We start from the raw sequence: 21,115 nt of genomic DNA on the forward strand, positions 1-21,115 counted from the left end.
GCCCTTGCGAGTAAAGCGCCCTGGCAGCGGCTTTCAGTTTTTTACTTTAGCCTGTACTAATTCATCGACGTACACCCGATAGGCAGCAAGCGCGGTACCGATATAGTTCTCCAGTAGCAGTTCCGCCGACTCCTCATTAAAGGGGTCATCCAGGTCCCATCCTTCGACCATATCGAGGAACGTGTCGCTATCGGACTTCTCCTTGCGCGACTGCACAAAGACGTCGAGCGCGGTTTTGGTCCGATGCTTGAATGTGAACTCAACACTCACAGATTCACCGCCTGCGACAGGAATTCCCACCATCGCTTTAAAGGTCGGATTTGCCACCAGTTTTAATTTAGCCATTAGTAGCGCACCACTTCTGCTAGCAACGACAGTGTCACTTCGCACGCCATGATTTCATTTACCGTCAGCGATGGCGTTTTATTGAGCGAGATATACGCGTTGTAGTAAATCGTAGATCCGCTTGGAAGCGACACGCGCACAGCGCGCGGCAAGCGGTCATCGTTTGCCGCAGAGGCGAGGATGTATCCCGGCAGCGTTGGATCATCCGCCACGCTAAACGACAGTCCTGCGGCGTTTTTGAACGTGGGAATCCGCTTCTGCGCGTCACCTTCCAGAAACTGGTAATCGAGGAATTGCTGTTCACCACCTGACGAGCTGGACGATAGAATTTGTGAGAGTTGCGTCCAGCCACTAATTTTGCGGATGGTGCCGACACCCCCAGCGGCGGGATAGATGCTCGTCAGGGAAGTATCCTGCCCGCCCAAGCTCACGTCATTGGTGGCGACTAAACTAGCGCGCACAATTTTGTTCGTCAGTCGCGACCAGCCTGACGTGACTTCGATAATGTCGCCAACGATGACGCCATGCGCTGCTTCCAGCGTGGCAACACCTGTAGAGGCATTGGTGATTGCGGTCAGGGCTTTGACGGGGCCATAGCCAGAGGCGATGGCAACTAAAGCGCCATTCGGGAGGGAGATCGACATAATGTACCTTTCAATCAGACATAAAAAAACCGCTCGAAAGCGGTGGTTTGGCGGTGCCCGAAGGCGGTTTAACGAACGACTTAATACCAAAAACTAAAATCTTGCCGCCGCCCATGTAAGGGTGGATCGACATCGGGTTCATACGAACCTACGGCTGCGCCCAGCACGGTCGTTCGCAGCTCGGGGGCCACACGCAGCAAATCTTCGGCCTGCTGCGACAGCAGCGCAACTTCGGCGGGCGACGTTGACCAGATGTCGATCTGCCACCGACTATTTTTTTTCGATGGGATGGTCGGGTCAAGAAAATTGACTGCTGCACCGCCCACCAGCTGGTATGTCATGTACGGAAGCGCGACCTTTTCATCTGCCACGTTCTGCCACACACGATCAGAAACCAGCGCCCGCAAAGTATGAAAGATCGTTGATTCGACGGTCATGGTTTCTCCAGGAATTCTTTGATTTTTTCTGCCATCCTCTGACGCATGACCGCAATCACCTGGTCTTTTTTCGCTTCGAATGCGGGGCGAAGGAAAGGCTTAGCGCCCATTCTAGAGCTACCAAATTCGAGTTTTTCGGCAGCAGCTCGATGTGCCTTCCATGAAACATTTTTGGCTTTCCGACCCACAAATTTATGGCCGTTCTCGACCCACTTCCAGTAGAAAGCATCACCGTCCGATCCAAATTTTCCAGTACGCACGGTCACAATATAGGTCTGCGTTTCATCACCCTTAGATTTCTCTTCCCTCCGCTTGATGATAATGTTGGCTCGAATGGTGCCGGTCTTCACCGGAACGCGTAACACCGCCTCGTCCATCAGCACCTTCGCTCCGGCATAGCCAGTCGCACGCAACGTTGCCTCGCCGCAAGCCTCAGTCAGGTTGTCCAGATCGGCCATGAAGCTGCCAGACAACTTGGTTTTTATATTAATCATCAGACCGCCCTCGAACACATCAGTAATAACGCCCGTTGGTCCTGACCGAGCACCGCCTCGATGTTGTAACGATCAGAACCGAATAAGACCCGCATTGCGGGCACAACACCTAACCGGTACCGAATCACAATTTTGGTTTGCACGGCATTCTGGACAGCGGCAGCACGCACATATTCATGACCCGAGATGTCGACTATCGAGGCCCATACCGTAGCGACATTCGACCAACCGCCGAGCGGCTCCCCATCATCGTCTAACCCGGTGGCGCGCGCCTGAATCTGAACGCGCTTATCAAGTTGCGTAGAGAGCGTGCTCATGTGTAGGTCCGGCAAGCGTCTAGCAAGCGACCAACGAAGTCGGACTGGACCGTATCCCGTTCCAACCGCGTGGCTGGATCGAATTGTTCGACCAGTTTCGCCAAAATGTACAGACGCACGTTTGCCGGTGTGTCGTCTGGGGTGGCACCACAGCCGCAGATAAGCGTTACCGTGACGACATTCGCATCTTGAAACGTGCCCGGCCATAGTGTGCCAGATGCCGGTACGAGCGATGACGCGTAGGCCGAACGTACCAGCTTGTAGTCATCCGCGGATAGCGTTTGAGCGAGTCCGCCTGTATCAACATAATTCACCGATGACACGCCGATCACCGGATGCGGCAGACTGATCGCAATTGGAAAGGCGTCCAGCGTCACCTCCCAAACCTGCGACATTAGACACTGCCCGATCTCGTGCTCGAGTGAAGCGATGATGCCCTGCGTCCACATGGTGATCAAGGCGTCCATGTCCGAACCATCGACACGTAGGTTCGCCTTCGCCTGATCGAGCGTTACCGCCAGTTCAGTAGGTGGCGTGATTAATCGTTGGGCCATGACTGTCCTAGGGTTATTGAGCTGCAATTATTTGATCTTTTTTGGCTTCGACTCTTTGATGCGCTCATCCGACAACAAAGGAAGTGTGGCCGTAGTGTTATTTTTTGCATTCTCATATTCCGCCGCGCAACAATCGACCACCAAGTGGCGCGCAAACTCTGCATCCGTGCGCAACACATCGCCAGAATTTAACGTGCCATAGCGTGCCGTAATCGCCTGACCAGTAATATTGACTGTGACTAATTCCATTTTTAGATCTCCTTATAAGGCCGTCTTACTGACCGGCCCCGTTAGATTACGCGGGCGTCAAATCACCATAACGCGCAGCACCTGGCTTCTCGACCGTTAATGCGAGGCGACGTTCAGCACGAATGGTGATGAGATTGGTCGTAAAGTTGTCACCGTCGGATTCGGACAGGTCCACGGCGATGCCTTCGCGATTGTGCAAGGTCGCGGCCTGGGACAAACTGCCGACCCAAACCTTACCGGCGACCATCGCGTTGCTGGCAACGACCGGGCGACCAAATAACGTCGGCACAACGGTCGAGCCGGGGTCACCCAATAAGTAGCGACCCTGTCCATCTTTGGTCAAGCGTATCGTCCACCAGTCGGACGTATTCATGATCACGACGTCGGCCGGATAGTCGGCCACCGCGCAATCACCGATCATCTTTCCGATCAGGTCAAAACGATTGGTTGGCGACAGGCCCAGTGCGGTCAACGATGCGGCGGTGTAACCGTGTGCCGTAAAATTGCCGACATTGGTCAGACCAGTCAAATTGGGTGCAGTCCCGTTACCCGCGACCAATTGATTCTCAACGCGCAGATTGACGCCGTAAACCATCCGACGATTGATGTACGCCCCCAAGGCCGCGTTATCCATCGCTAACTGACGGGTAATCTTGATCCAATGGGCAACGGTGCTGACCGGCATCGTGCCGGGTGTAAAGGTAAGCGAACTTTGCGGCTTGGCGGCCCCTTCGGCGGTCTCCGCAGCGGCGTTGGTGAACACGTTTTCACGAATCCAGTCAATCGCGTTCGCTGAGGTCGGGATACTGGTTAGCAAATCCTCAATCGTGAACACCCGAAAAGCACCCTCAACGATACCAGGGCGACGCTCGCTAAAGGTATTGGCAATCGCGTTCGTGACCGTATTTTTGACTTCAATGCGGGTTTTATGACGTCCGTCAGACTTGACGAACGCGTCGTAGGCAGCGTGTTTTGTGAACTGCACGCCGACACTTTCATCTGCGGGGGCTTCCTCCGGGGCAGTCGACTTTTGCTCGATCTGCAACAGCCGGTCAGCCAATGTCCGTTGCTCGATGCCGATGGTTTCAATCGCTGTTTTCGTTTCATCTGAGACTTTGCCTAACGCCTTCATTTCCTCGCTGGCCTTTTCAGAGATGGTATTCATCTTTTGTTCGACCGAATCCAGGGCCTTCAGAATAGAGGCACCATCAATCTCACCAATGAAGCCGAGCGCGGCCACGCCAGCAAATGCGCCGACGTGTTGCAACATAAAGCCATGGACATCGATTCCTGCGGCTTGCGCCATGCCTGCTGTAACGGCTAGCGCCAAAAATACAGCAGCGCGCAAAGGGATACCAAACAATGTAGTACGTTTCATAACTATCCTTTAAAAGAAAAAAGCCACCAAATGTGGTGACCCGTAGGGGCGGAATGCACGTCTATGCGGCTATTTTTCGAAGACGTTCCAGAATTTCAGCCGCATGCTTCGCATCCACCTGGTCGACTGCATCCCGCGAGCCGAACAACGTTTTTGCGCGGGCGGTCAACGCTTGTGCCGCCCCTTTACTGAACCCGCCTGCGTCCCGCAAGAGGTATTCAAAATCTCTGATGGTGTCGACCTGGTTGATTTCCTCAACAAAGGACTTCACGCTGGTTAAGTCGACACGCGCGAATTTATCGGCCGGGAATGTCACAATCGACGTTTCTGCCAAGCGCGCGACCTTTTTAATCGTGCGACCACTCGGGGTATCTTCGTAATCCCCTTTTTTGAGACGGTAACCAATCGACATCGAGTCAACCGTGCCGTGCTTGAGTGCCGCCCTCACCTCTTGCGCGAGGGTATTACCGGGGGTAAATTCACCAGTTAGCAACAAACCGTAATCATCTTCGGATGCCTTGACCCACTTCCCGATGGGAACGGCGTAACTATCATGGTTAAAAAACATTTTTGGGAGGCCATGTTCCTGCAACGTCGCGGCATACGCACCTTTGATGATCGTGTCGCCGTAGGAATCGACATTGCCGAACGTTGAGGCGTAACCAACAAAGGTGTTATCGTCGTCCAGCTTGAATTGTGCATTGGCAAGCGCCAGTGATTTGCGTTCCATATCTTTCCTCGTTTATTGAGCGATTGCACTGCCATTGCCACCCGATGCGACAGTCTTGCCAAGCATGGATAAGGGGACCAAATTCGATTGCGCGGTCAGTTCGTCCGTACCCGGTATATACGGCCAGCCCTCCAGCTGCCGGATTTCGGCCCGCGAAACGAGTCCGTTTTGCACGTTTTTGGCGTTGATGTCGGCCCGGTCCTTCGGATTTCCACGCAGCAACGCGTCGAGACTGAATTCGATAGACATCGTCACGCGCTGGCGAGGCGTCATTACACGCTTACGCACAGCCTGTTCTATGTTGATCAGCATTGGGCGCACCGTAAGTGTATAAAAACCCTGCACTAACTGTTCAATACCAGACCCCCAAGCGGTGACGTTCGAGTGATGGACCAAGACCGGAGGCACATCAAACCAGCGACAAAGCTCCTCAACACTGAATTTACGTGTTTCCAGCAATTGCTGGTCGGCCGGAGTGAGGGAAAGCTGCTGGTATTTCATATGCGCTTCCAGTAAGTGCAGCCGCGTTATGCTGCCCTCACCCATGTCGGCAAAATTAGCGCGAATCTTCTTGCGCTGTTCATCGTTAAGAATCCTGTCGATCATCAATACGCCGGAGGCTTTGCCGCCGTTTCCAAATATCTTACTTGCCGACGATTGCGCTTTGGTTGCCTCGTCGGTCGCTGAGCGCATGAATTCAAGCTTCGCCAATCCAGTCGTGCCGTTTCCCAAGTTTTTTAGATGTAGAACGTTGGAAGCATCTAACACGGCAATATCGTTTCCGAATGAATACACGTAGACCATTGATCCGTCGTCCAAAACGCGTACTTCGACCTGATCTGAAGGCATAGGCCACATTGCGACCGCCTCGCCATTACTGTCCCGGTCTATGCGGGCGTAGGCATTACCCCGTAAATCGTGATTCATCATCATGGCGCGCCAAAATTCGAATGGCGTCATGCGACTATTCGGTGAATCGTGCAGGATCGCGTAAAGGCGCGATGTACGCGCCATCTGCTTCTCGCCTCCTTTCACTTCATAAGCGAAGAAAGGCAAACTGGCGACCGTGGTCGCACGACGATCAATACAGGACCATACGGTACTGATCTGCAACGCACCATCAGCACCAACGTAGGCGGTATCGGGGATCAGCGCCGCCCCTGGTACAGCGTTTTGGGTACCGGGCTTTTCACCGATAGCACCGCCCCGACCGAACCATCCGCGCAATGAGCTATAGAGACTCATGTCTTAACCGGTGTGTTAATGAAGTCATCAATATCTCCTTTGTCTTCGTAGCAAACGGATCGGCTCAGCGCCATGACAGTCGCCACGACGCCATCGATCCGACCGTTATCATTTGATCGCTTTTTATCAGGCCGAAAATTGCCGTTGGAGTCGAACAGCAACGCGGTATTGGCAGCGCACCAGCGTAGAACAGGATTGCCGCCATGCTGGAATTGAAAACCATAGACCAGCTCTTCAAGCCGCTTACTGCCCGGATACATTCCACCCGTGTTTTGTGGCACCTCTACGAGGGGGACATTCAAGTCAAGTAACTCGTTGGCCAGTTGCAAAGCATTCCACCGGTCAAAACCGATCTCGCGGATTTGATATTCCTGCATCGCCTGGAGTATTTTTTTCTTTACCTGCGTGTAGTCCGTGACGTTGCCAGCGGTGCCAGTGATATAGCCTTCTTCAGCCCATTTTTTATAAGGTGCAGCGTCATCATGCTCTTGCGTTTCGATCTTTTCCTGCGGGCACCAAAACCAGATCAGGACGTACCACGCGTCTCCGTCTTCCTGCGGAGGAAACACCAACGAAAACGCGGTAAGGTCGCGGGTCGATCCCAGGTCAAGCCCACCATAGCAAGGACGCCCCTTAAGCATCTCTGGATTAAATTTTTTATTGCCTTTATCCCAGACGCCAATGTCAAACCAACCCTCTGCGCTGTTACACCAAATGTTCAAATCCTTGGTGAGGAAATTGGTCCGCGCACCAGGTAGTGCGGCGGCTTTTCTCGCCATACCACGCATATATTCGAGCGTTTTAGACTTGCCTAGACCCGGATTTGCCTTGATCCACAGCTCTTCCTTGAACGGATCATCCCCCTCATCCAACGTATAGATGTAACCAAAGAAGGAATCATCGACACGTTTGCCCTCCAACACGGAGATCAGATAGCCTCGGATCTCGGTACATATGCCGTCCAGGATAAAACCGGCCGTGGTAATAGCGGACAACAACGGATTGAATCGCGCGCCGAGCGCCGACTCCATCACGTCCCACACGTCCCGCGTTTTTTGGGCGTGCAACTCATCGAACAAAATGGCCGAAGGGTTAAGGCCGTCGAGGTTTTCTGCGTTGGCCGGGAGCGGCGCAAACACGGACGTATCCAGCTCAATCTTTTCCTGATTAATTCCGGCAAAGACTTTAAATGATCTCGCAACGCCAGACGAACGCCGCATCCAGCGTTTGATGTTATCGAATGCGGGTTTAAACACGGTCATCGCCTGCGCGCGCGTAGTAGCGACGGCATACACTTCCGCACCGATCTCGCCGTCCATGGCAAACAGGTAAGCGCCCTGCGGCCCCTTCCAGGTACTTTTACCGTTCTTGCGTGCGACCTCTTCATACCCGCGAGAAAACCGCCTACCGCCGTCGTTGGCGCGTCTCCAGCCATACAACACAGCGGTCCAGAACTTCTGCCATGGATCAAGGAGGATCGGCTTACCGGCCAATGGTCCCTTTATATGGACAAAGAAGCGTTCGATAAACCGAATGATGTGCCAACCATGATCCGCTGAAAACACCAGACCGCGTTTAGCGCCCGACCGCAAATCTTCGTAGTGCCGCTTTACCGCAAGATAGGTATATTTTCCTGTAAGGATTTCACCGTTCAGCACCCGCAGACCGTAATGCGTATCCCACTCATGCAGGGAAGCAGGCGTTAGTTCGGCAATCCGTTTGCGGGGGAGCTGATAGCGTGGCTTACGAGATCGCTGAATAGGTCGTCCTGCCCTGACCTCTCCCCGGTGTCCTTTCTGACCCTTGCCAAAGATGGAATCGTCAGGCATGCCTTTGGTAGCCATTGGCCCAACTCCATTTTTAAGCGTTTCTCATCATCAGCCCAAGGTAACGGCGTTACCCATCCTGTTTTTGATTGCTGCGTCCTACCCTTTTCTTCACACTGCTTCGCCGCTGCGATCCAATCCACAAAAGTGCGCACAATTACCGCGATTGGCATTCCAGCGGTCAAATGCTCGACGCCCGCCTCGCGCAGTGATGCACACAAATAGTTGTAGACTTGCATTTCGTCGGCCCTAAGATCCATCACTGGTGGCGGCTCTGGAGATACAGCGGATTCGGCACTACCCTGAACGGATGCGCCACCAACCGCTGGTAACGCCACAGCAAATTGGTTGGTTTTAGTCATTTTGTTTGGTGAATTACTAGATTGGCCGTCAGGCGATACGCGATGCCTTGGCGTGAAATTAGCTGGATGAGATAACCCCTAGGGGGTAGTTTCTCTTCCCCATAAAAGTCCAGTTTAACTATCGGTTTCCGGTGGGGAAAATACAGACTTTTCAGCCCCCCTACCATGAGAACGATTCGCATTCATAGAAAAATAGCAAAAATTACATTTTCCGCAAACGACCCCGCAATGCCTCTGACTTACTCTTCGTGTCATGACAAGCTTCACACAACCCTTGTTCGTTCGAATCGTCGTCGCGTCCACCTTCTTCTAGCGGGACAATATGATCGCGCTGAGTCGCCGCGACTGCCCACCCTTCTAACAGGCACGCAGCACACAACGGATTCGATGCGAACAACCTGGCACGCATAGCCTGAAGGCGGCGTCCGGTAATGCGTTTAACTGGTGTGGTCTTGATCCAAACTGGTCGGGGGTGTTTGATACATCGACCACTGCCATCGGACACTAACGTCCTGCAGCATTGATAGCTACATGGCCGTGGCGCAGACTTAGGCATACAGCCACCTTAAATAAGAAAGCCGCTGCCGCAATCAAATGCAGGTCAGCGGCGAATGTATCAGCAGGCTAAAGAGGAAAACTTGTTATCGTGGTAGATGGATCCCCCCCCCATTCGACATTACAAAATTGTGCTGGTTACAGCGTCCATCGCCGTTTGGCGTTATCGACTGCCCGACATATTCTCTAAGTGGTTTAAGGCTATTTGACCCGATTAAGACCTTGCCAGTGTCAGCTACTCGCTCCCTCATGGGTGCATCCGCGATAAGCCCGGCCTTCAGATGTACTTAGCAATACAGACGTATGCACAGTAAGAATTACATTAATGTGGTTCGGCCATTCAGTTCGCTGGCCGCTTGCGAATTACATCAAAATATTAGTTACCCATCATACCCATAACACTACCCATCACACCGGAGGGCCTTACTGGGACTCACTTGTTAGGGGTGTGATGAGTATTACCGGTTATTTCTAGTTTTCTATAAAAAAATATACATCATCATTTATAGCTAACTTCATGACTTTCTTCGCGCACACATGTACGGGGAAAATAGTCGTCATACCCGTCACACCCCTAACATCCTATATCCCATGCGGCTCTGCGATGTGACGGGTTGATTTCGATGTTGGGGGTTACTCGTAACATGTACCAAACCGGCGCAAGAAACAAAAAACCCCGAGCAACGTTAGCTGATCAGGGCCTTATCAATCTCTGAGGCACGACCGTCCCCCAGGGACGGCTTATAGCCTCAGGCGCGGAACTCACCGTGCGTGCAATTTGTAGATCGGATATTATCAGGCGCATCAAACTTATCAAGTATTTTTTGCAAATTGTCTAAAGCCATTTTCGAAAGCGTGCACATGGTCGAGTCGTTAATGTGTAATTTGTTTTTTATAAAATGATTTGGATACCGCCAAACGTATTTATATTTCAGTACATGGCGTTGATCTAAATAACGCAATTCACGCACCGCTAGTTCAATTAACCAACCATCTAATTCATTGACATCGCCCCGAGTCATTTGCGCATTCGGCCGAGCGATCTTCAGTGCGATGGCAAGCATGGCTTCTTGCTTACCCCTCACCCGAACGTATTCTTTGGCCCATGCCGCGCAGACGCCTCCGCTTGTGCTACCGCGATAACTTACAGTCTCGCCCCAGTTATATAAACGGTTTTCTAAAACGTTGCGATCAATCTTTTCCGGTGCGGAAACACCGTTAATATTTGGTTTCGCTGGGGGTGAATAAAATCCTGCCAACGTAACATCCTCAATCGGGGTTCGCACCCTATGTTTGCGATTAACAGTCATTGTTCATTCCTATGGTCGGCTAATATCTTACGTAACGTCACTGCAATTCTTTCCGCTGCTTCATGGTCGCTCATGTCCCTTGGTGGTAAAACGATTCCGCGCTGCTCGGCTACCGCCATTGCATCCACCATCCAAGGAGGATCGGAGCGGTAAGCAACTCCCCGTTTATCCCAGCCGATAGCGCTTGTCGATCCGGTATCCCTTGTCCCAAATGTCATACCATTTTCTTCCGCGTAAAAGTAGCCAGGTATTCCCGCCATGGCTTTCCTGATCAAAGCATCTGCCTCTGATGCGCCCATAACTTCCCTCATCCAATCGATCCGTTTTGCAGTCAATGGCATAGATTCTCGTAAGCTCGGTTTTTTCATACCCCTAACACCCCCAACATAACCCCTCACACCGTAGAGCCTTATAAACACTCACTTTGTTGGGAGTGTTAGGAGTATTGATACTTAAATTAAGATTTATATAAAAAAATACAATCGGTTTATTAATAGTGTTAAGCATCGTGCCCCTTACGCGCACATGTGCGTGAGAAAAAACTGCTCATACCCCTCATACTCCCAACAACCTATATCCCGTGCGGCTTTACGGTGTGAGGGGTTCACCGGGATGTGAGGGGTTAAGTGTCAACATTTGATACTGTCCGACTACGATAGCTTTTAAAATGCTCTTCGAATAAAGCAGACGCGTCGGCGATCCAATCGCTCAAGCTTTTTCCTTCCGGCTGATTACCCGTCAAAAACACGTAGCGCTGCTTTACTACATTGCCGTATTCATATTTGATCACTCGTCTTTGCAGGAGATCACCGGCATAACGAGCCACTGTCGGGCTAAACAGCGTAAGAGAGATATATTTTGGTTCCCCTGACTTTTCACACCAAACTTTATAAGCGTCGTACAGCTGGCCCACACCACAGCTGATAAATGGAATGGGCAGAAAGCCAGCCGACCAATCTCGATAGAACCGTTCGGGCGGGGAAAGGCTCTTTTCAATCAAAGAGTCCTTAGCGTCTGTGTAGAGCGGTTTAGTATGTTTATCGAAGTTTTCCATATCTAAGTCATACATAAGGTAGTGATAAAACGCCTCAATGCCACCAGCCTCGATCTCTCTGGCCACGTCCGCGTAGAATTCCTTTGGCAGTGCTGGAGGCGTCCATATGACCAAATAACGACGATCCGTTTTATCGAGCGCAAGTGGTTGCAGCTCATTGGATAAGAAAACGAAATTCATGTGATTCGCTTCGCTATGCTCAGGCAAGCCCTTCGGGTTGATAATCACCGTGTCACCGGTAACCAAACCTTTTAACTTGCCTTTCATATGTTTGAGTTCGCTTCGCGTTACCACTTCGTCGCACACCATAAAAAGCTTCATGCCCGCCCAGTCGTTAAACTGTGACTCTAGCTGTGCATTTCCGATGACATACCCGTATTCACCGTATATTTCTTTAACCACCTTTTCGAAGAAGAAATTTTTTCCTGAACCCTCGTCGCCGTGCATGATGATTGACGTCTCCATTTTTGCACCACGATTTCGCAAGGGATACGCAAGCCACCGCATTACCCACATCATCAAAGTCTCATCGCCGTTACATAGATGTAAAAGCAGGACTTCAATCTGTAAGTACGCGCCTTTCTTCGGCTTCATTTTCCAACCGCTAAACAGATTTACAGTTGCGGTAGAGCCGCTTAGAGCGGGGCTAGGCCGCTCCAGTGGATCAAATACGATATTTTTTTTCAATACCCATTTGCGTGCATCACCGCCCCAAAATTTCATAACGTCCGAGTTCTGGACGATGGTGCGCATTGACGATATTTTCATCAACATGCGCTGGCTTTCATCCCACACCAAATCTTCGCCATAGATCAAGATGAAATTATCTAGCACATAGGCGACCTGGTCCCAGTGGTCGGGATCGTATATTTTTTTTGACTTCTCTCTTTTCTTATGGCTCTCTCCCTCACCCTCTGGTGAAAGGCCAGCGGCCGCCGCTTTCGCATCCGGGGGCGGGGGGGATTCGGGCAAAGGGATGTCAAAAGCAGCATGCGCAAAATCAGTGGTCTCCGCACCTTCACCAGAGGGAGCGGGAGACTCAAAAGGCTGCTGCGCAGAAAAACTGGAAACACCAAACTGGTCATCAACCACCGCGCGCTCGTCTGAAAGTGCAGGAGTCTTTATAGGCTGCTGCGCAGCAGTAATGGAAAGACCAATCTGTAACGCGACCGCTGTTAGCGATTCTTCGATATGCAGATCATTAAAGTCGGTCCATTTGTTATCTCCTCGGTTGCTAAACGACGGTGCCACAACAGAGGCGTTGCAAACGGATTTAGCTGCTGCATGACAGCGTGATACGCCGGCGTTCTCATATTTATAGTTGCGGAAAGTTCTGCCTAAGCGCGCATCGGCCTCGATGTACTCGATGCCTTGAGGATCAGTTCTCCAGACCGCAAAAACTTGTACGGTGTCGCCGTTGTCCGTCAAGACATCATGCGTCTGGCCGTCAATAGCAACCGGTAGAGTGATCTTGAAATCGCGGCTCAACCCCTCAGTAAAGCGTTTCTCAAGCTGATAGTCGTCATCCGCAAGAAAGAGCAAATGAGCCAAAGGAAAATCTCGGCGCAAACCTAACGCAACCGGCAGGATGTTTCCAGCATCAAATGCCACCATGACCGGAATATCTGCTGGTCCGAGCGCCATACGTACCGAGCGGCATGTTGCATATCCTTCACCAATGCCGATGATCGGCGCGCCAACAATGGACCCAAGCAAGCAGGCCGCGCCGACCTTCTCCATACCCTTGTTATAAAGCTTGGTGCCGTCCGAAGCGATCTTCTGTAGACCGACTAGGCGCGCACCGGCCAGGCTGTAATGCTTCATTGGGACAAGCAAAACACCATGATCGCTTACCCGTACGTTTTCGGCTGTAGTGCCCTTGCGCAGTAAATAGGGATGCAGATCAGGATTACCGTTTTCTGCCCGACTCCATTGGTCCTTTGCGCGATTGCTAGCGAGATCCGCGGCCATTTGGATACGCTGCGCTTCCTTTTCCTCAACGTGCTTTTGCTTACGCGAAAATTCTGCGCGATCCTCGTCAGAGAGATTTTCAAAATCTAGTGACACAGAAACGGTATTTCTGTTTTCACCTTGGAATATGCCAAACGCGCCGGTGACGATATTCTTTCCAGACTTGAGCGTCATCTCACGCAAGATGTACCACGCTTTTTTCTCCGGGCCGAAGCGCTTATATTTGCCGTCAAGAACGGGGTGGTTCGCGGGCAACTGCGGCATGCCATGCGCTACCATCTGGTCGACGACCTGAGATACTGTTGTCACTCGACCACCTCCCCGTTAGGCAATATCCTCTTGCCACCCATTAGCGATGGAATATTTCTATAATCGAACGCACCCTCGCGCATAGGTATAACCAGACCATATTTTTTGGTATTCAATACCGTCCTTACCGGAGCAGCGCGAGGCGGAACGATCTTTCCAACGTATTTTTCTATCAGGGGAATTACTTCGAACTGAGCAACATATGCTTTTCCAAGCGGTGTGAGCTTCAACCCCTTACGAGAAACCGTGACGAACCCGTAACGCTCCAACACCTCTGTCACCTTAATATTGAAATGCGCATCGCTCTGGCACTCGTCGCCAAGCAAATGCATCAATGCGTCTTTGGTCGCAATGCCGCCGAGATCGACTATTCGGAAAATCACTTTATAAGGTGCAGATCCCGCGCGCGGTCCAATGTGCCTAGCCATTGTGGCTCCCTGGACGAGTCATCATCACGGCCTTAGTTTTTCTACAGTAGACGCTGAAAATCAAGCCCAATAGCTGCTCAGTCTTCCGATGCAGATCTTCGCCTAAGCCCTCTAGTTGACGCCGTTCTTTTGCATCAATTTCGCCATCCGCAGCTGCAGCGGTAAAAGCCGTGAACAACGCGCCCAGTTCAGCATATGTCTCGTTGAACTTGGACTGAATGAAATCGTTGTCAACGTTATCTACAGTCGGCAAAACCACAAATGTCCCGCCGCTGATTACGGCAATGGCTTCCGCGAAGAGCTTGGTGCCAGAAAATTCCTGCATCTGGATCGCCGTCTCAACCATCAGCGACTGGCCTTTGCGCTCATAGATCCGATTTTCCAGCGCGTCACGCGACATCCCAAGCGCTGGGGCCATAGCATCCCAGCCACCGCCGAACGCCTTAATCATCGATAAATAGGCTTTTCTGATTTCCACTACTTGCCCCTTTTTGTGGTGGTTTAAATATTCGAAGCTGGCAGCTACACTGCCAACATCAGTGAATTAGGCGGAAGTCCCAATGTGTTAAATTTCAGCTCTCACACATCAACCAACAACATAGGAACTTCCATGGACAAACAGGCCGACGAACTTAAGAGGCGGATTAATAGCTACCTCAAAGATTCCGACTTTCTAAATGACGTTATAAACACCCACCGGCTAGGCACCCAGCGCATCATCCTGGCGCTTATCAATGCGCTTACTAAGCAGGATCCTGACAATTTGAAGATAATCAAAACTGCGCTGGATGCCGCGGATGTGAATTCAACTAGTCCTAGCATTGACTCTGAGGTTCGCCGAATGACGAGATCAATTAGGGGCGAGATTCAACCCTAACCAACAAGTTAAGCCCCTCCATGAATCCGTTGGCATTCGCTATCTGTCCGTCCTCCCGAACGAATGCCGCTTGTACGGTGTGCCCCGCGGCCAGCAACGCATCAGAAAGGTCGTTTTGGGCATCGACGTATGCGTGAATGACCTCTGATTTTTGACACCAAATTTTGAGTAACCGGTGCGCCTCAAGCCTGTCGCGTAACTGGGCTAGGCCGATAAGGTTTTTTATTTGGCTCCGGCGGTGTGATCGCATCTGTTTCGATCTATTGATATTTTTTATTTGCCCCATAACGTTTTCCCTACACTGTTTTTTTGATCAATCACTCGCCAAGTAAACTTTGCTAATAATTGCGATATGGAAATAAAAATGGAAGCGGGCACAAAAAAACTCCCTTTGGTCTCTACAAAACGCAATGCGTATTTCTTTCTGTTTTTGCCTCACGCTGGGATAGATTCATGCATCCGGCATCTGATGTCGCACGGCGTGATCGGGCAAAAAAAGATCCGGCCTCGCCAGCTTTTCTTTCGGCGGAATGCCTCGAGTTGTCCAGTTCTGAACACGCTGAACGCCCCCCCTCGTTTTGTCGAGGCCAAGTAATTCTGCGACTTTCGCAGGTCCGCCAAGTTTCATGATTAGTTTTCTGTCATCCATAGCCACCATTAAACACTATGTTTAAATTAAATGCAAACACCATGTTTAACATTAATATGTTTAATTGGATGATCATCTCGGGTATGAATGAACAAATGGTCCGCCTTTATCATGCAGCGAATGCCCTTCGAGGACTTAACGGGCAGAGTGCGCTCGCAAAGTTACTGAACGTCTCGCCTCAAACTGTTAATAATTGGGAAGACCGTGGAATATCAAATGATGGCCTATTGAAGGCGCAGGAGGCCGTCGGATGCGATGCCATATGGCTTCGAGACGGCATAGGGAAAATGCAGCCCGGGAATAGTGAGATTGAAGCAGACGAAATGATTGAATTAATCGCCCTATACCAGCAGTCAACTAGTAGAGGGCGTGAGATGATCCTCGACTTAGCCAGAAGTGCCGCTAAGCATGGCACTATTCGCTGGGTCAGAAGCACCAGCAACTAAACGCAATTTAGGACGGGTGCTCACCTGCTTGAGCGCTCTAGTTTCGGCAAGATCCAGTAATATGCTCCTCTCCTCCTGGTGCAGCAATTTAAATGCCGCAATCAATCTTATCTCCTGTTGCTGATACATTACCTCTCCATTTTATCTACTAATGTCGCTTATATTGGTAACATGATTGCCTTGGCGGAACACCACACATACGACAACGAGTGGAATCACTGCATCATGCCATCCCCCCAATATTCGCTAGAAATCGAGCCAAAAGAATGCTCGTGAGAAACTATTTTAACGGATTAGTTGCACGCTGTTACTACTGGAGAATACTTGTATCGCTGTGTATTATGTCCGAGATCAAAGATAGAAGCCGCTAGCTCCCATCCGGGTTGTGTATCCCGGAAGACCTGAAAGCCCTTTGGCTGGCCGCAGAGAAAAATCTCACACCCTTAAGTAGCGAAATGATCAATCGACTAAAGAACAGCTACAAAAGATCGCTAAAAGGAGTCTTCCGACGGACATTTAATCGTCGAACTAGTCAACAGACATGAACCCGGCTCGACTCAAATTCGGGTGGAGCAACAAACCGAAGTTGATTTGGAAAAACGAAAAAACTAAAAAGACTAAAATTTTCCGAGAAGGACAACCCGCTTATGCGGGTTTTTTTTCGTCCAGATTGCGCAAGACACCCTCAAACAATCATCGTAATGCAAACACCATGTGCAATGACCGATATAAAAACTAAACATAGTGTTTGCAATTTGTTTAAACGTGGTGTTTAATCTGCTCTGTCGAAACCTTATTTACGGACCGCAATATGAAAAATATCATCGCGACTAATCTCGCACGACTTCGCCGACGACCCATCGCGCACGGAGAAGTGCATACGTTTGTACAGGCGCAAGCAGCGCTGGAGGTATGACCATGCAAATCAAAAAGTTCGACTTTTTGCGTGTACGTGTGGCAATCGAAGCCGAGCTGCAAACCAAACAAGAAGCCGTTGTCCGGGTCCGCGCCACTGGCCGTGACAAATTTGCCGGACTGCGGGGGCACGAGTACATCGCAGCACGTCAATTGAATGTAAAGGTCAAACGTATATGAACGTCTACTCCCTCATCGTTCGAACCGATACAACACGAATCCGTTACACAGCGCTTGCAGCCACCAGTTCAGATGCGCTCGATGATGCACTTACTTTGTTTGGCGTGGTGGGCGTAACCGTCACTCCTATCAAATGCTCGACACCGCCATGATTACGACCGACATCACACCAGGAGCACCCGTTGAATTCGATAGTGAACACGGCCTTCAAACCGGTACCGTAACCGGCTTTATTTCCTGTCTCACTAATGGCAGAAAACACGCTGTAGTAGCGATAGACCACCGTCTGGACGGCATCTACTGGAACGTGCCGCTTAATGCCCTGAAAAAAATTAATTCGATTAACTCCACTTCAATACCAGGAGCACCGCATGATTGATACAGAAATCAGCATTACCGAAAATGATTCGGCCGCGATCACAGATGCTCAACTCGAAGCCAGCACGTTTGCGATTTACCCATTAAGCAATATTCGCATTTCGCGCACTAACCGAAAACGCTTCAACCCCGAAGCGCTGGAAAAGTTGAGTGAAAATATTAAAAAAGTTGGTGTAATCCAACCAATTTTAATACGTCCGGTATCCCCGACAGAAGATGAGCCAGAATTCTACGAGATCGTGGCTGGTGAACGCCGATACCGTGCGTCAGTGGTGGCCGGTGCGGGCACTATTCCAGCAATGTGTCGCGCCTTGGGTGATATGGAAGCAATGGAGATTCAAATCATTGAAAATCTGCAGCGCGAAGATCCGCATCCGATGGAAGAAGCAGAAGGTTATCAGCAGTTAATGATCAAACACGGCTATACCGCCGACCAGCTGGCTGAAAAGATAGATAAAAGCCGGTCCTATATCTATGGACGCCTGAAACTTTGTGCACTTACGCTGACCGCACGGGAAAAATTCCTGGACGATAAAATATCCGCCTCTATCGCCCTGCTTCTCGCTCGTATTCCAGTGCCAGCACTCCAAACCAAAGCCATGAGCGAAGTTACAGCGCCAAGTGGATGGCCCGCCGAGCCAATGTCCTATCGCCGTGCAGCCGAACATATACAAAAGCGCTATATGCTTGATCTCAATGCGGCCACGTTCATGTTAAATGATGCAAAGTTACTGGCCACCGCTGGCTCTTGTGTGTCATGCCCTAAGCGCGCTGGCAATCAACCGGAGTTGTATCCTACGGAGGACGTCAATCTTTGCACCGATCCAGACTGCTTTACTGAAAAACGTGCCGCACACGATGCGCGAAAGATTGTTTTGGCAAACAAGAGAGGAATTCCGATTCTTGAAGGCACTGCAGCAACCGCAATATTTGGAGACTTAACCAAAATATTTGATGATGGCTGCCTTTGGAAGCTGGACCGCCTTGCAGATGGACAATCAAACAGCGCAATTCTTAATACTGTTCTGAAAGAGGGCCAGCTACCGCAGCCTATTGCCCTATTAAAAATGGATAGCGGCATCGTGCGGGCGGTCTACGATAAAGCTGCTGTACAAGCTGCAGCAGAGGCCGCTGGATTATGCGAGACACACGCTGTCTACGCCGATCGAATGGCGCTGGAAAATAAAGCGCCGAATAGGCAAGGACTCTTATTAGCTCAAAAGAAAAGGGAAGAAGAAGCTACCGAATGTGACCGGCTGGCCGAAGCAGAAACCAACCGCCGCGTCACGCTCTACAAAAAATTACGACAACGTGGTGCCAGTGGTTTCAGCGTTTCATCCTTGCGCGAACTAGTCAAATCGATGGTCAACACGCATTCATTACCGGACGATCTCCTTGGAGATTTATACTGCTTTCCCGACCGCAGCGACGACGGTATCTGCGCCTATATTGACCAGGCACCACAATCAGAAGTTCAGCTCCTCCTGGTGGATCTCATCCTCGGTGAATGCCTTGGCGTAGCGAGTTGGCAGCTTGGTCGAGCCGACGACGACGAGCAGTTCGCAACAATAATTGCGATGGCAAAACACGAAGGTATCGACCCTGACCATATGGACGATCACCTTCTCGAGCCATTAGATCCAATGGTAATAGCTAAGCCGCCCAAAGTGCCTAAAACCAAAAAGGCAACCATTGCGACATTAGCAGAGTGGCCTTTTCCGAAGTCGGAAAAATCTAACGTAACCGTTAAAGGTGATGTTGCCTTTGCCAAAGAATCAAGCAAGGCGCAATCGTGAATAATCAACAGGACAACTCCATGCAAAAATCATTACTGACGGCATTAGAATCTGCCAATTATCTTTCTATCGGCGTATCAACGCTCTGGCGCTACGCAAAAGACAAACGGGCACCCTCGCCGGTGAAGATAGGAGGTGCTACGCGCTGGCGGCGCTCTGATCTTGATGTATATATTGCGAATCTATCCAATCAGACCACCACTGCATCATGACACGTCGCACAGGCAAGTATTCCGCCCGATTATACGCAGCACGGACGGCATCACTTTCTTTGTGCGACAGTTGCCTCTCGATCGCGTCACGATCAAATTCAGACTGCTCATTGAGTACCGTACTTGCTAACGCACGGAAACCGTGGACCGTCATAAGTCCACGATAACCGAGCCGATACAAAGCAAACAGTAATGTGTTTTCACTTATTGGCTTTCCCTGCCGAAGTGGCGAACTAACAACATATCGAGAATCACCCGCTAGTATTTGCAACTCGCGCAATAAGTCCATTGACTGTTTGCTCAATGGCACAACGTGTGGCTTGCGTAGTTTCATACGCTCTTCTGGTATCACCCACACGGAATCAGAATAATTTATTTCATCCCAGTGGGCACCTATTAGCTCATTAACCCGCACAAACGTATGTGCTACCAACATCAACCCGAGCCTAGAAACCTTTTCATCATAGGTATTTATTATTTCAAATAGCCTTCCTGCCTGCTCCGGCGGGATCGATGGCATAGGCTGCTTACGCTTTTTCTGCTCAATTACGCGTGATAGCCCAGTTGCTGGTTGTGACTCAAGAATTCCCGCATCCTGTGCATAATCAAATACCATCCTGATCCTTCCAGCAATTCTGTGCGCCGTCTCTACAAGACCTTGATCAGCAACTTTACGCACGATATCAACCAACTGAGCGCGCTTGATTTGATCTATTGGTGTTTTCCCTACATACGGGAGCACATGTGTATTAATTGTTTCGACCACCTGTATCTGGTGTTTTGCATTAGATAGCTTTGGCAATTTTATTTTCAGCCAAGCCGCGACCACGCTTTCAAACAATGGAGAGCAAACAACATCAGGAATGGATTGCTCATCAAGGAATTTAACATGCTCCTTCCGTACATCAGCAAGCGACATTTCAGGATAGCGACCAAAAGTTTTAGTTTTATCTTTACCCCCATCCTTGTAATTACAGCGCCAAGATTTCGTACCTGTAATTGGGACGTACAGATAGAGCCTATTCGAATCCGTGAGCTTGTAGGGTTTTTCTTTAGGTTGTGCTGCAGCGACTTGTTTGGCGGTGAGTGGCATTGTCCGTGTGGTATACGTTAAAAATACCACACGACGATACCACAAAAGCCGTGAGTTAGAGGAAATATGGGATGGATGATGCGAGACTAGAAAAGACGCTAGAGCCTTATAAACAAAAGCCCCGCAGAGATTTTGCGGGGCTTTTGGGTACTTATCGAGCGTGTTCTTGGAGGAGAAGGTGGGATTCGAACCCACGTTACAGCGAAACTGTAAACCAGATTTCGAGTCTGGCGCATTCGACCACTCTGCCACTTCTCCTAATTGGTCATTTTGCTGCGTGGTCTGCAGCAAAGCACAAGATTATAGCAGAATATTTTAGCTGCCAGACACCTTTTTAACTCGTGTATTACAAATACCAATC

Annotated in this window: 26 protein-coding genes and 1 tRNA gene; 5 read left to right on the forward strand and 22 right to left on the reverse strand. The window is 50.3% G+C overall.

Features of this window, described 5'->3' with window-relative positions:
• Positions 1–33: 33 nt before the first annotated feature.
• The 18 genes from ACXX82_RS24185 to ACXX82_RS24270 form a co-directional block, all read right to left on the reverse strand.
• Positions 34–345: a phage tail assembly chaperone gene (locus ACXX82_RS24185; protein ID WP_458563889.1), complete on the reverse strand. Its 312-nt coding sequence runs from the start codon at positions 343–345 to the stop codon at positions 34–36.
• Positions 345–989 (reverse strand): phage tail protein, encoded by a 645-nt coding sequence (locus ACXX82_RS24190; RefSeq protein WP_458563890.1) that lies wholly within the window; start codon positions 987–989, stop codon positions 345–347. The genes ACXX82_RS24185 and ACXX82_RS24190 overlap by 1 nt, the downstream gene beginning before the upstream one ends.
• Positions 990–1,069: 80 nt before the next feature.
• The gene (gp17, locus tag ACXX82_RS24195) at positions 1,070–1,426 is read right to left on the reverse strand and encodes a tail completion protein gp17 (RefSeq protein WP_458563891.1); all 357 of its coding nucleotides are present in this window, start codon (positions 1,424–1,426) and stop codon (positions 1,070–1,072) included.
• Positions 1,423–1,920: an HK97-gp10 family putative phage morphogenesis protein gene (locus ACXX82_RS24200; protein ID WP_458563892.1), complete on the reverse strand. Its 498-nt coding sequence runs from the start codon at positions 1,918–1,920 to the stop codon at positions 1,423–1,425. Before ACXX82_RS24200 ends, gp17 begins: the two co-directional genes overlap by 4 nt.
• Entirely contained in the window at positions 1,920–2,237 is a 318-nt protein-coding gene (locus ACXX82_RS24205) for a phage head closure protein (RefSeq protein ID WP_458563893.1), read from the reverse strand. Before ACXX82_RS24205 ends, ACXX82_RS24200 begins: the two co-directional genes overlap by 1 nt.
• Positions 2,234–2,791, reverse strand: coding sequence for a head-tail connector protein (locus ACXX82_RS24210; RefSeq protein ID WP_458563894.1), 558 nt, complete (start codon positions 2,789–2,791; stop codon positions 2,234–2,236). The genes ACXX82_RS24205 and ACXX82_RS24210 overlap by 4 nt, the downstream gene beginning before the upstream one ends.
• Positions 2,792–2,818: 27 nt before the next feature.
• Positions 2,819–3,040, reverse strand: coding sequence for a hypothetical protein (locus tag ACXX82_RS24215; protein WP_458563895.1), 222 nt, complete (start codon positions 3,038–3,040; stop codon positions 2,819–2,821).
• A 46-nt stretch (positions 3,041–3,086) separates the two neighbouring features.
• Entirely contained in the window at positions 3,087–4,418 is a 1,332-nt protein-coding gene (locus ACXX82_RS24220) for a phage major capsid protein (RefSeq protein WP_458563896.1), read from the reverse strand.
• Between the two features lie 61 nt (positions 4,419–4,479).
• A complete protein-coding gene (locus tag ACXX82_RS24225) occupies positions 4,480–5,148 on the reverse strand; it encodes an HK97 family phage prohead protease (protein WP_458563897.1) in 669 nt (222 codons plus the stop codon).
• Between the two features lie 12 nt (positions 5,149–5,160).
• Positions 5,161–6,393, reverse strand: coding sequence for a phage portal protein (locus tag ACXX82_RS24230; protein ID WP_458563898.1), 1,233 nt, complete (start codon positions 6,391–6,393; stop codon positions 5,161–5,163).
• Positions 6,390–8,051, reverse strand: a complete 1,662-nt coding sequence (locus ACXX82_RS24235) for a terminase large subunit (protein ID WP_458564053.1) — start codon at positions 8,049–8,051, stop codon at positions 6,390–6,392. The genes ACXX82_RS24230 and ACXX82_RS24235 overlap by 4 nt, the downstream gene beginning before the upstream one ends.
• 44 nt (positions 8,052–8,095) lie before the next feature.
• Positions 8,096–8,581 carry a hypothetical protein gene (locus tag ACXX82_RS24240; protein WP_458563899.1) on the reverse strand — a complete coding sequence of 162 codons (486 nt, stop codon included), beginning with the start codon at positions 8,579–8,581 and terminating at the stop codon, positions 8,096–8,098.
• Between the two features lie 202 nt (positions 8,582–8,783).
• Positions 8,784–9,137: an HNH endonuclease gene (locus ACXX82_RS24245; protein ID WP_458563900.1), complete on the reverse strand. Its 354-nt coding sequence runs from the start codon at positions 9,135–9,137 to the stop codon at positions 8,784–8,786.
• Positions 9,138–9,885: 748 nt separating this feature from the next.
• Complete coding sequence (locus tag ACXX82_RS24250; protein WP_458563901.1) at positions 9,886–10,446, reverse strand: hypothetical protein; 561 nt, start codon at positions 10,444–10,446, stop codon at positions 9,886–9,888.
• Positions 10,443–10,787 carry a hypothetical protein gene (locus tag ACXX82_RS24255; protein ID WP_458563902.1) on the reverse strand — a complete coding sequence of 115 codons (345 nt, stop codon included), beginning with the start codon at positions 10,785–10,787 and terminating at the stop codon, positions 10,443–10,445. The genes ACXX82_RS24250 and ACXX82_RS24255 overlap by 4 nt, the downstream gene beginning before the upstream one ends.
• A 281-nt stretch (positions 10,788–11,068) precedes the next feature.
• On the reverse strand, positions 11,069–13,780 hold the full coding sequence (locus tag ACXX82_RS24260; protein WP_458563903.1) for a DUF5906 domain-containing protein: 2,712 nt from the start codon (positions 13,778–13,780) through the stop codon (positions 11,069–11,071).
• On the reverse strand, positions 13,777–14,208 hold the full coding sequence (locus tag ACXX82_RS24265) for a hypothetical protein (RefSeq protein WP_458563904.1): 432 nt from the start codon (positions 14,206–14,208) through the stop codon (positions 13,777–13,779). Before ACXX82_RS24265 ends, ACXX82_RS24260 begins: the two co-directional genes overlap by 4 nt.
• Positions 14,201–14,686, reverse strand: coding sequence for a YmfL family putative regulatory protein (locus ACXX82_RS24270; protein ID WP_458563905.1), 486 nt, complete (start codon positions 14,684–14,686; stop codon positions 14,201–14,203). The genes ACXX82_RS24265 and ACXX82_RS24270 overlap by 8 nt, the downstream gene beginning before the upstream one ends.
• Before the next feature lie 132 nt (positions 14,687–14,818).
• On the opposite strand from ACXX82_RS24270, the gene ACXX82_RS24275 reads away from it, so the two are divergent.
• Positions 14,819–15,085: a hypothetical protein gene (locus ACXX82_RS24275; RefSeq protein ID WP_458563906.1), complete on the forward strand. Its 267-nt coding sequence runs from the start codon at positions 14,819–14,821 to the stop codon at positions 15,083–15,085.
• A gap of 451 nt (positions 15,086–15,536) precedes the next feature.
• Here ACXX82_RS24275 and ACXX82_RS24280 read toward each other — a convergent pair whose 3' ends face one another.
• Positions 15,537–15,713 carry a hypothetical protein gene (locus tag ACXX82_RS24280; RefSeq protein ID WP_458563907.1) on the reverse strand — a complete coding sequence of 59 codons (177 nt, stop codon included), beginning with the start codon at positions 15,711–15,713 and terminating at the stop codon, positions 15,537–15,539.
• Between the two features lie 38 nt (positions 15,714–15,751).
• Here ACXX82_RS24280 and ACXX82_RS24285 point away from each other — a divergent pair, with 38 nt between their 5' ends.
• Positions 15,752–16,180: a hypothetical protein gene (locus ACXX82_RS24285; protein WP_458563908.1), complete on the forward strand. Its 429-nt coding sequence runs from the start codon at positions 15,752–15,754 to the stop codon at positions 16,178–16,180.
• Positions 16,181–17,098: 918 nt separating this feature from the next.
• Positions 17,099–17,275: a hypothetical protein gene (locus ACXX82_RS24290; protein WP_458563909.1), complete on the forward strand. Its 177-nt coding sequence runs from the start codon at positions 17,099–17,101 to the stop codon at positions 17,273–17,275.
• Positions 17,276–17,318: 43 nt separating this feature from the next.
• Here the strand turns inward: ACXX82_RS24290 and ACXX82_RS24295 are convergent, their stop codons facing one another.
• Positions 17,319–17,537: a hypothetical protein gene (locus ACXX82_RS24295; protein ID WP_458563910.1), complete on the reverse strand. Its 219-nt coding sequence runs from the start codon at positions 17,535–17,537 to the stop codon at positions 17,319–17,321.
• Between the two features lie 109 nt (positions 17,538–17,646).
• Between ACXX82_RS24295 and ACXX82_RS24300 the strand changes: the two genes are divergently transcribed.
• The gene (locus ACXX82_RS24300) at positions 17,647–19,449 is read left to right on the forward strand and encodes a ParB/RepB/Spo0J family partition protein (RefSeq protein ID WP_458563911.1); all 1,803 of its coding nucleotides are present in this window, start codon (positions 17,647–17,649) and stop codon (positions 19,447–19,449) included.
• A gap of 20 nt (positions 19,450–19,469) precedes the next feature.
• Positions 19,470–19,661 carry a helix-turn-helix transcriptional regulator gene (locus tag ACXX82_RS24305; RefSeq protein WP_458563912.1) on the forward strand — a complete coding sequence of 64 codons (192 nt, stop codon included), beginning with the start codon at positions 19,470–19,472 and terminating at the stop codon, positions 19,659–19,661.
• Here the strand turns inward: ACXX82_RS24305 and ACXX82_RS24310 are convergent.
• Together ACXX82_RS24310 and ACXX82_RS24315 are read right to left on the reverse strand one after the other, a co-directional pair.
• Complete coding sequence (locus ACXX82_RS24310) at positions 19,588–20,754, reverse strand: tyrosine-type recombinase/integrase (RefSeq protein WP_458563913.1); 1,167 nt, start codon at positions 20,752–20,754, stop codon at positions 19,588–19,590. The two genes, ACXX82_RS24305 and ACXX82_RS24310, sit on opposite strands and share 74 nt — an antisense overlap.
• A gap of 167 nt (positions 20,755–20,921) precedes the next feature.
• Positions 20,922–21,012 (reverse strand) — tRNA-Ser (locus tag ACXX82_RS24315).
• Positions 21,013–21,115: the final 103 nt, after the last annotated feature.

It is taken from the genome of Glaciimonas sp. GNP009 (assembly GCF_054343755.1).

Excerpts from the sequence above, each read along its gene's own strand:
- ACXX82_RS24185 (WP_458563889.1), bottom strand. The coding sequence starts at position 345 with ATGGCTAAATTAAAACTGGTGGCAAATCCGACCTTTAAAGCGATGGTG.
- ACXX82_RS24190 (WP_458563890.1), bottom strand. The coding sequence starts at position 989 with ATGTCGATCTCCCTCCCGAATGGCGCTTTAGTTGCCATCGCCTCTGGC.
- gp17 (WP_458563891.1), bottom strand. The coding sequence starts at position 1,426 with ATGACCGTCGAATCAACGATCTTTCATACTTTGCGGGCGCTGGTTTCT.
- ACXX82_RS24200 (WP_458563892.1), bottom strand. The coding sequence starts at position 1,920 with ATGATTAATATAAAAACCAAGTTGTCTGGCAGCTTCATGGCCGATCTG.
- ACXX82_RS24205 (WP_458563893.1), bottom strand. The coding sequence starts at position 2,237 with ATGAGCACGCTCTCTACGCAACTTGATAAGCGCGTTCAGATTCAGGCG.
- ACXX82_RS24210 (WP_458563894.1), bottom strand. The coding sequence starts at position 2,791 with ATGGCCCAACGATTAATCACGCCACCTACTGAACTGGCGGTAACGCTC.
- ACXX82_RS24215 (WP_458563895.1), bottom strand. The coding sequence starts at position 3,040 with ATGGAATTAGTCACAGTCAATATTACTGGTCAGGCGATTACGGCACGC.
- ACXX82_RS24220 (WP_458563896.1), bottom strand. The coding sequence starts at position 4,418 with ATGAAACGTACTACATTGTTTGGTATCCCTTTGCGCGCTGCTGTATTT.
- ACXX82_RS24225 (WP_458563897.1), bottom strand. The coding sequence starts at position 5,148 with ATGGAACGCAAATCACTGGCGCTTGCCAATGCACAATTCAAGCTGGAC.
- ACXX82_RS24230 (WP_458563898.1), bottom strand. The coding sequence starts at position 6,393 with ATGAGTCTCTATAGCTCATTGCGCGGATGGTTCGGTCGGGGCGGTGCT.
- ACXX82_RS24240 (WP_458563899.1), bottom strand. The coding sequence starts at position 8,581 with ATGACTAAAACCAACCAATTTGCTGTGGCGTTACCAGCGGTTGGTGGC.
- ACXX82_RS24245 (WP_458563900.1), bottom strand. The coding sequence starts at position 9,137 with ATGCCTAAGTCTGCGCCACGGCCATGTAGCTATCAATGCTGCAGGACG.
- ACXX82_RS24250 (WP_458563901.1), bottom strand. The coding sequence starts at position 10,446 with ATGACTGTTAATCGCAAACATAGGGTGCGAACCCCGATTGAGGATGTT.
- ACXX82_RS24255 (WP_458563902.1), bottom strand. The coding sequence starts at position 10,787 with ATGCCATTGACTGCAAAACGGATCGATTGGATGAGGGAAGTTATGGGC.
- ACXX82_RS24265 (WP_458563904.1), bottom strand. The coding sequence starts at position 14,208 with ATGGCTAGGCACATTGGACCGCGCGCGGGATCTGCACCTTATAAAGTG.
- ACXX82_RS24275 (WP_458563906.1), top strand. The coding sequence starts at position 14,819 with ATGGACAAACAGGCCGACGAACTTAAGAGGCGGATTAATAGCTACCTC.
- ACXX82_RS24280 (WP_458563907.1), bottom strand. The coding sequence starts at position 15,713 with ATGAAACTTGGCGGACCTGCGAAAGTCGCAGAATTACTTGGCCTCGAC.
- ACXX82_RS24285 (WP_458563908.1), top strand. The coding sequence starts at position 15,752 with ATGTTTAAATTAAATGCAAACACCATGTTTAACATTAATATGTTTAAT.
- ACXX82_RS24290 (WP_458563909.1), top strand. The coding sequence starts at position 17,099 with ATGCAAATCAAAAAGTTCGACTTTTTGCGTGTACGTGTGGCAATCGAA.
- ACXX82_RS24300 (WP_458563911.1), top strand. The coding sequence starts at position 17,647 with ATGATTGATACAGAAATCAGCATTACCGAAAATGATTCGGCCGCGATC.
- ACXX82_RS24305 (WP_458563912.1), top strand. The coding sequence starts at position 19,470 with ATGCAAAAATCATTACTGACGGCATTAGAATCTGCCAATTATCTTTCT.
- ACXX82_RS24310 (WP_458563913.1), bottom strand. The coding sequence starts at position 20,754 with ATGCCACTCACCGCCAAACAAGTCGCTGCAGCACAACCTAAAGAAAAA.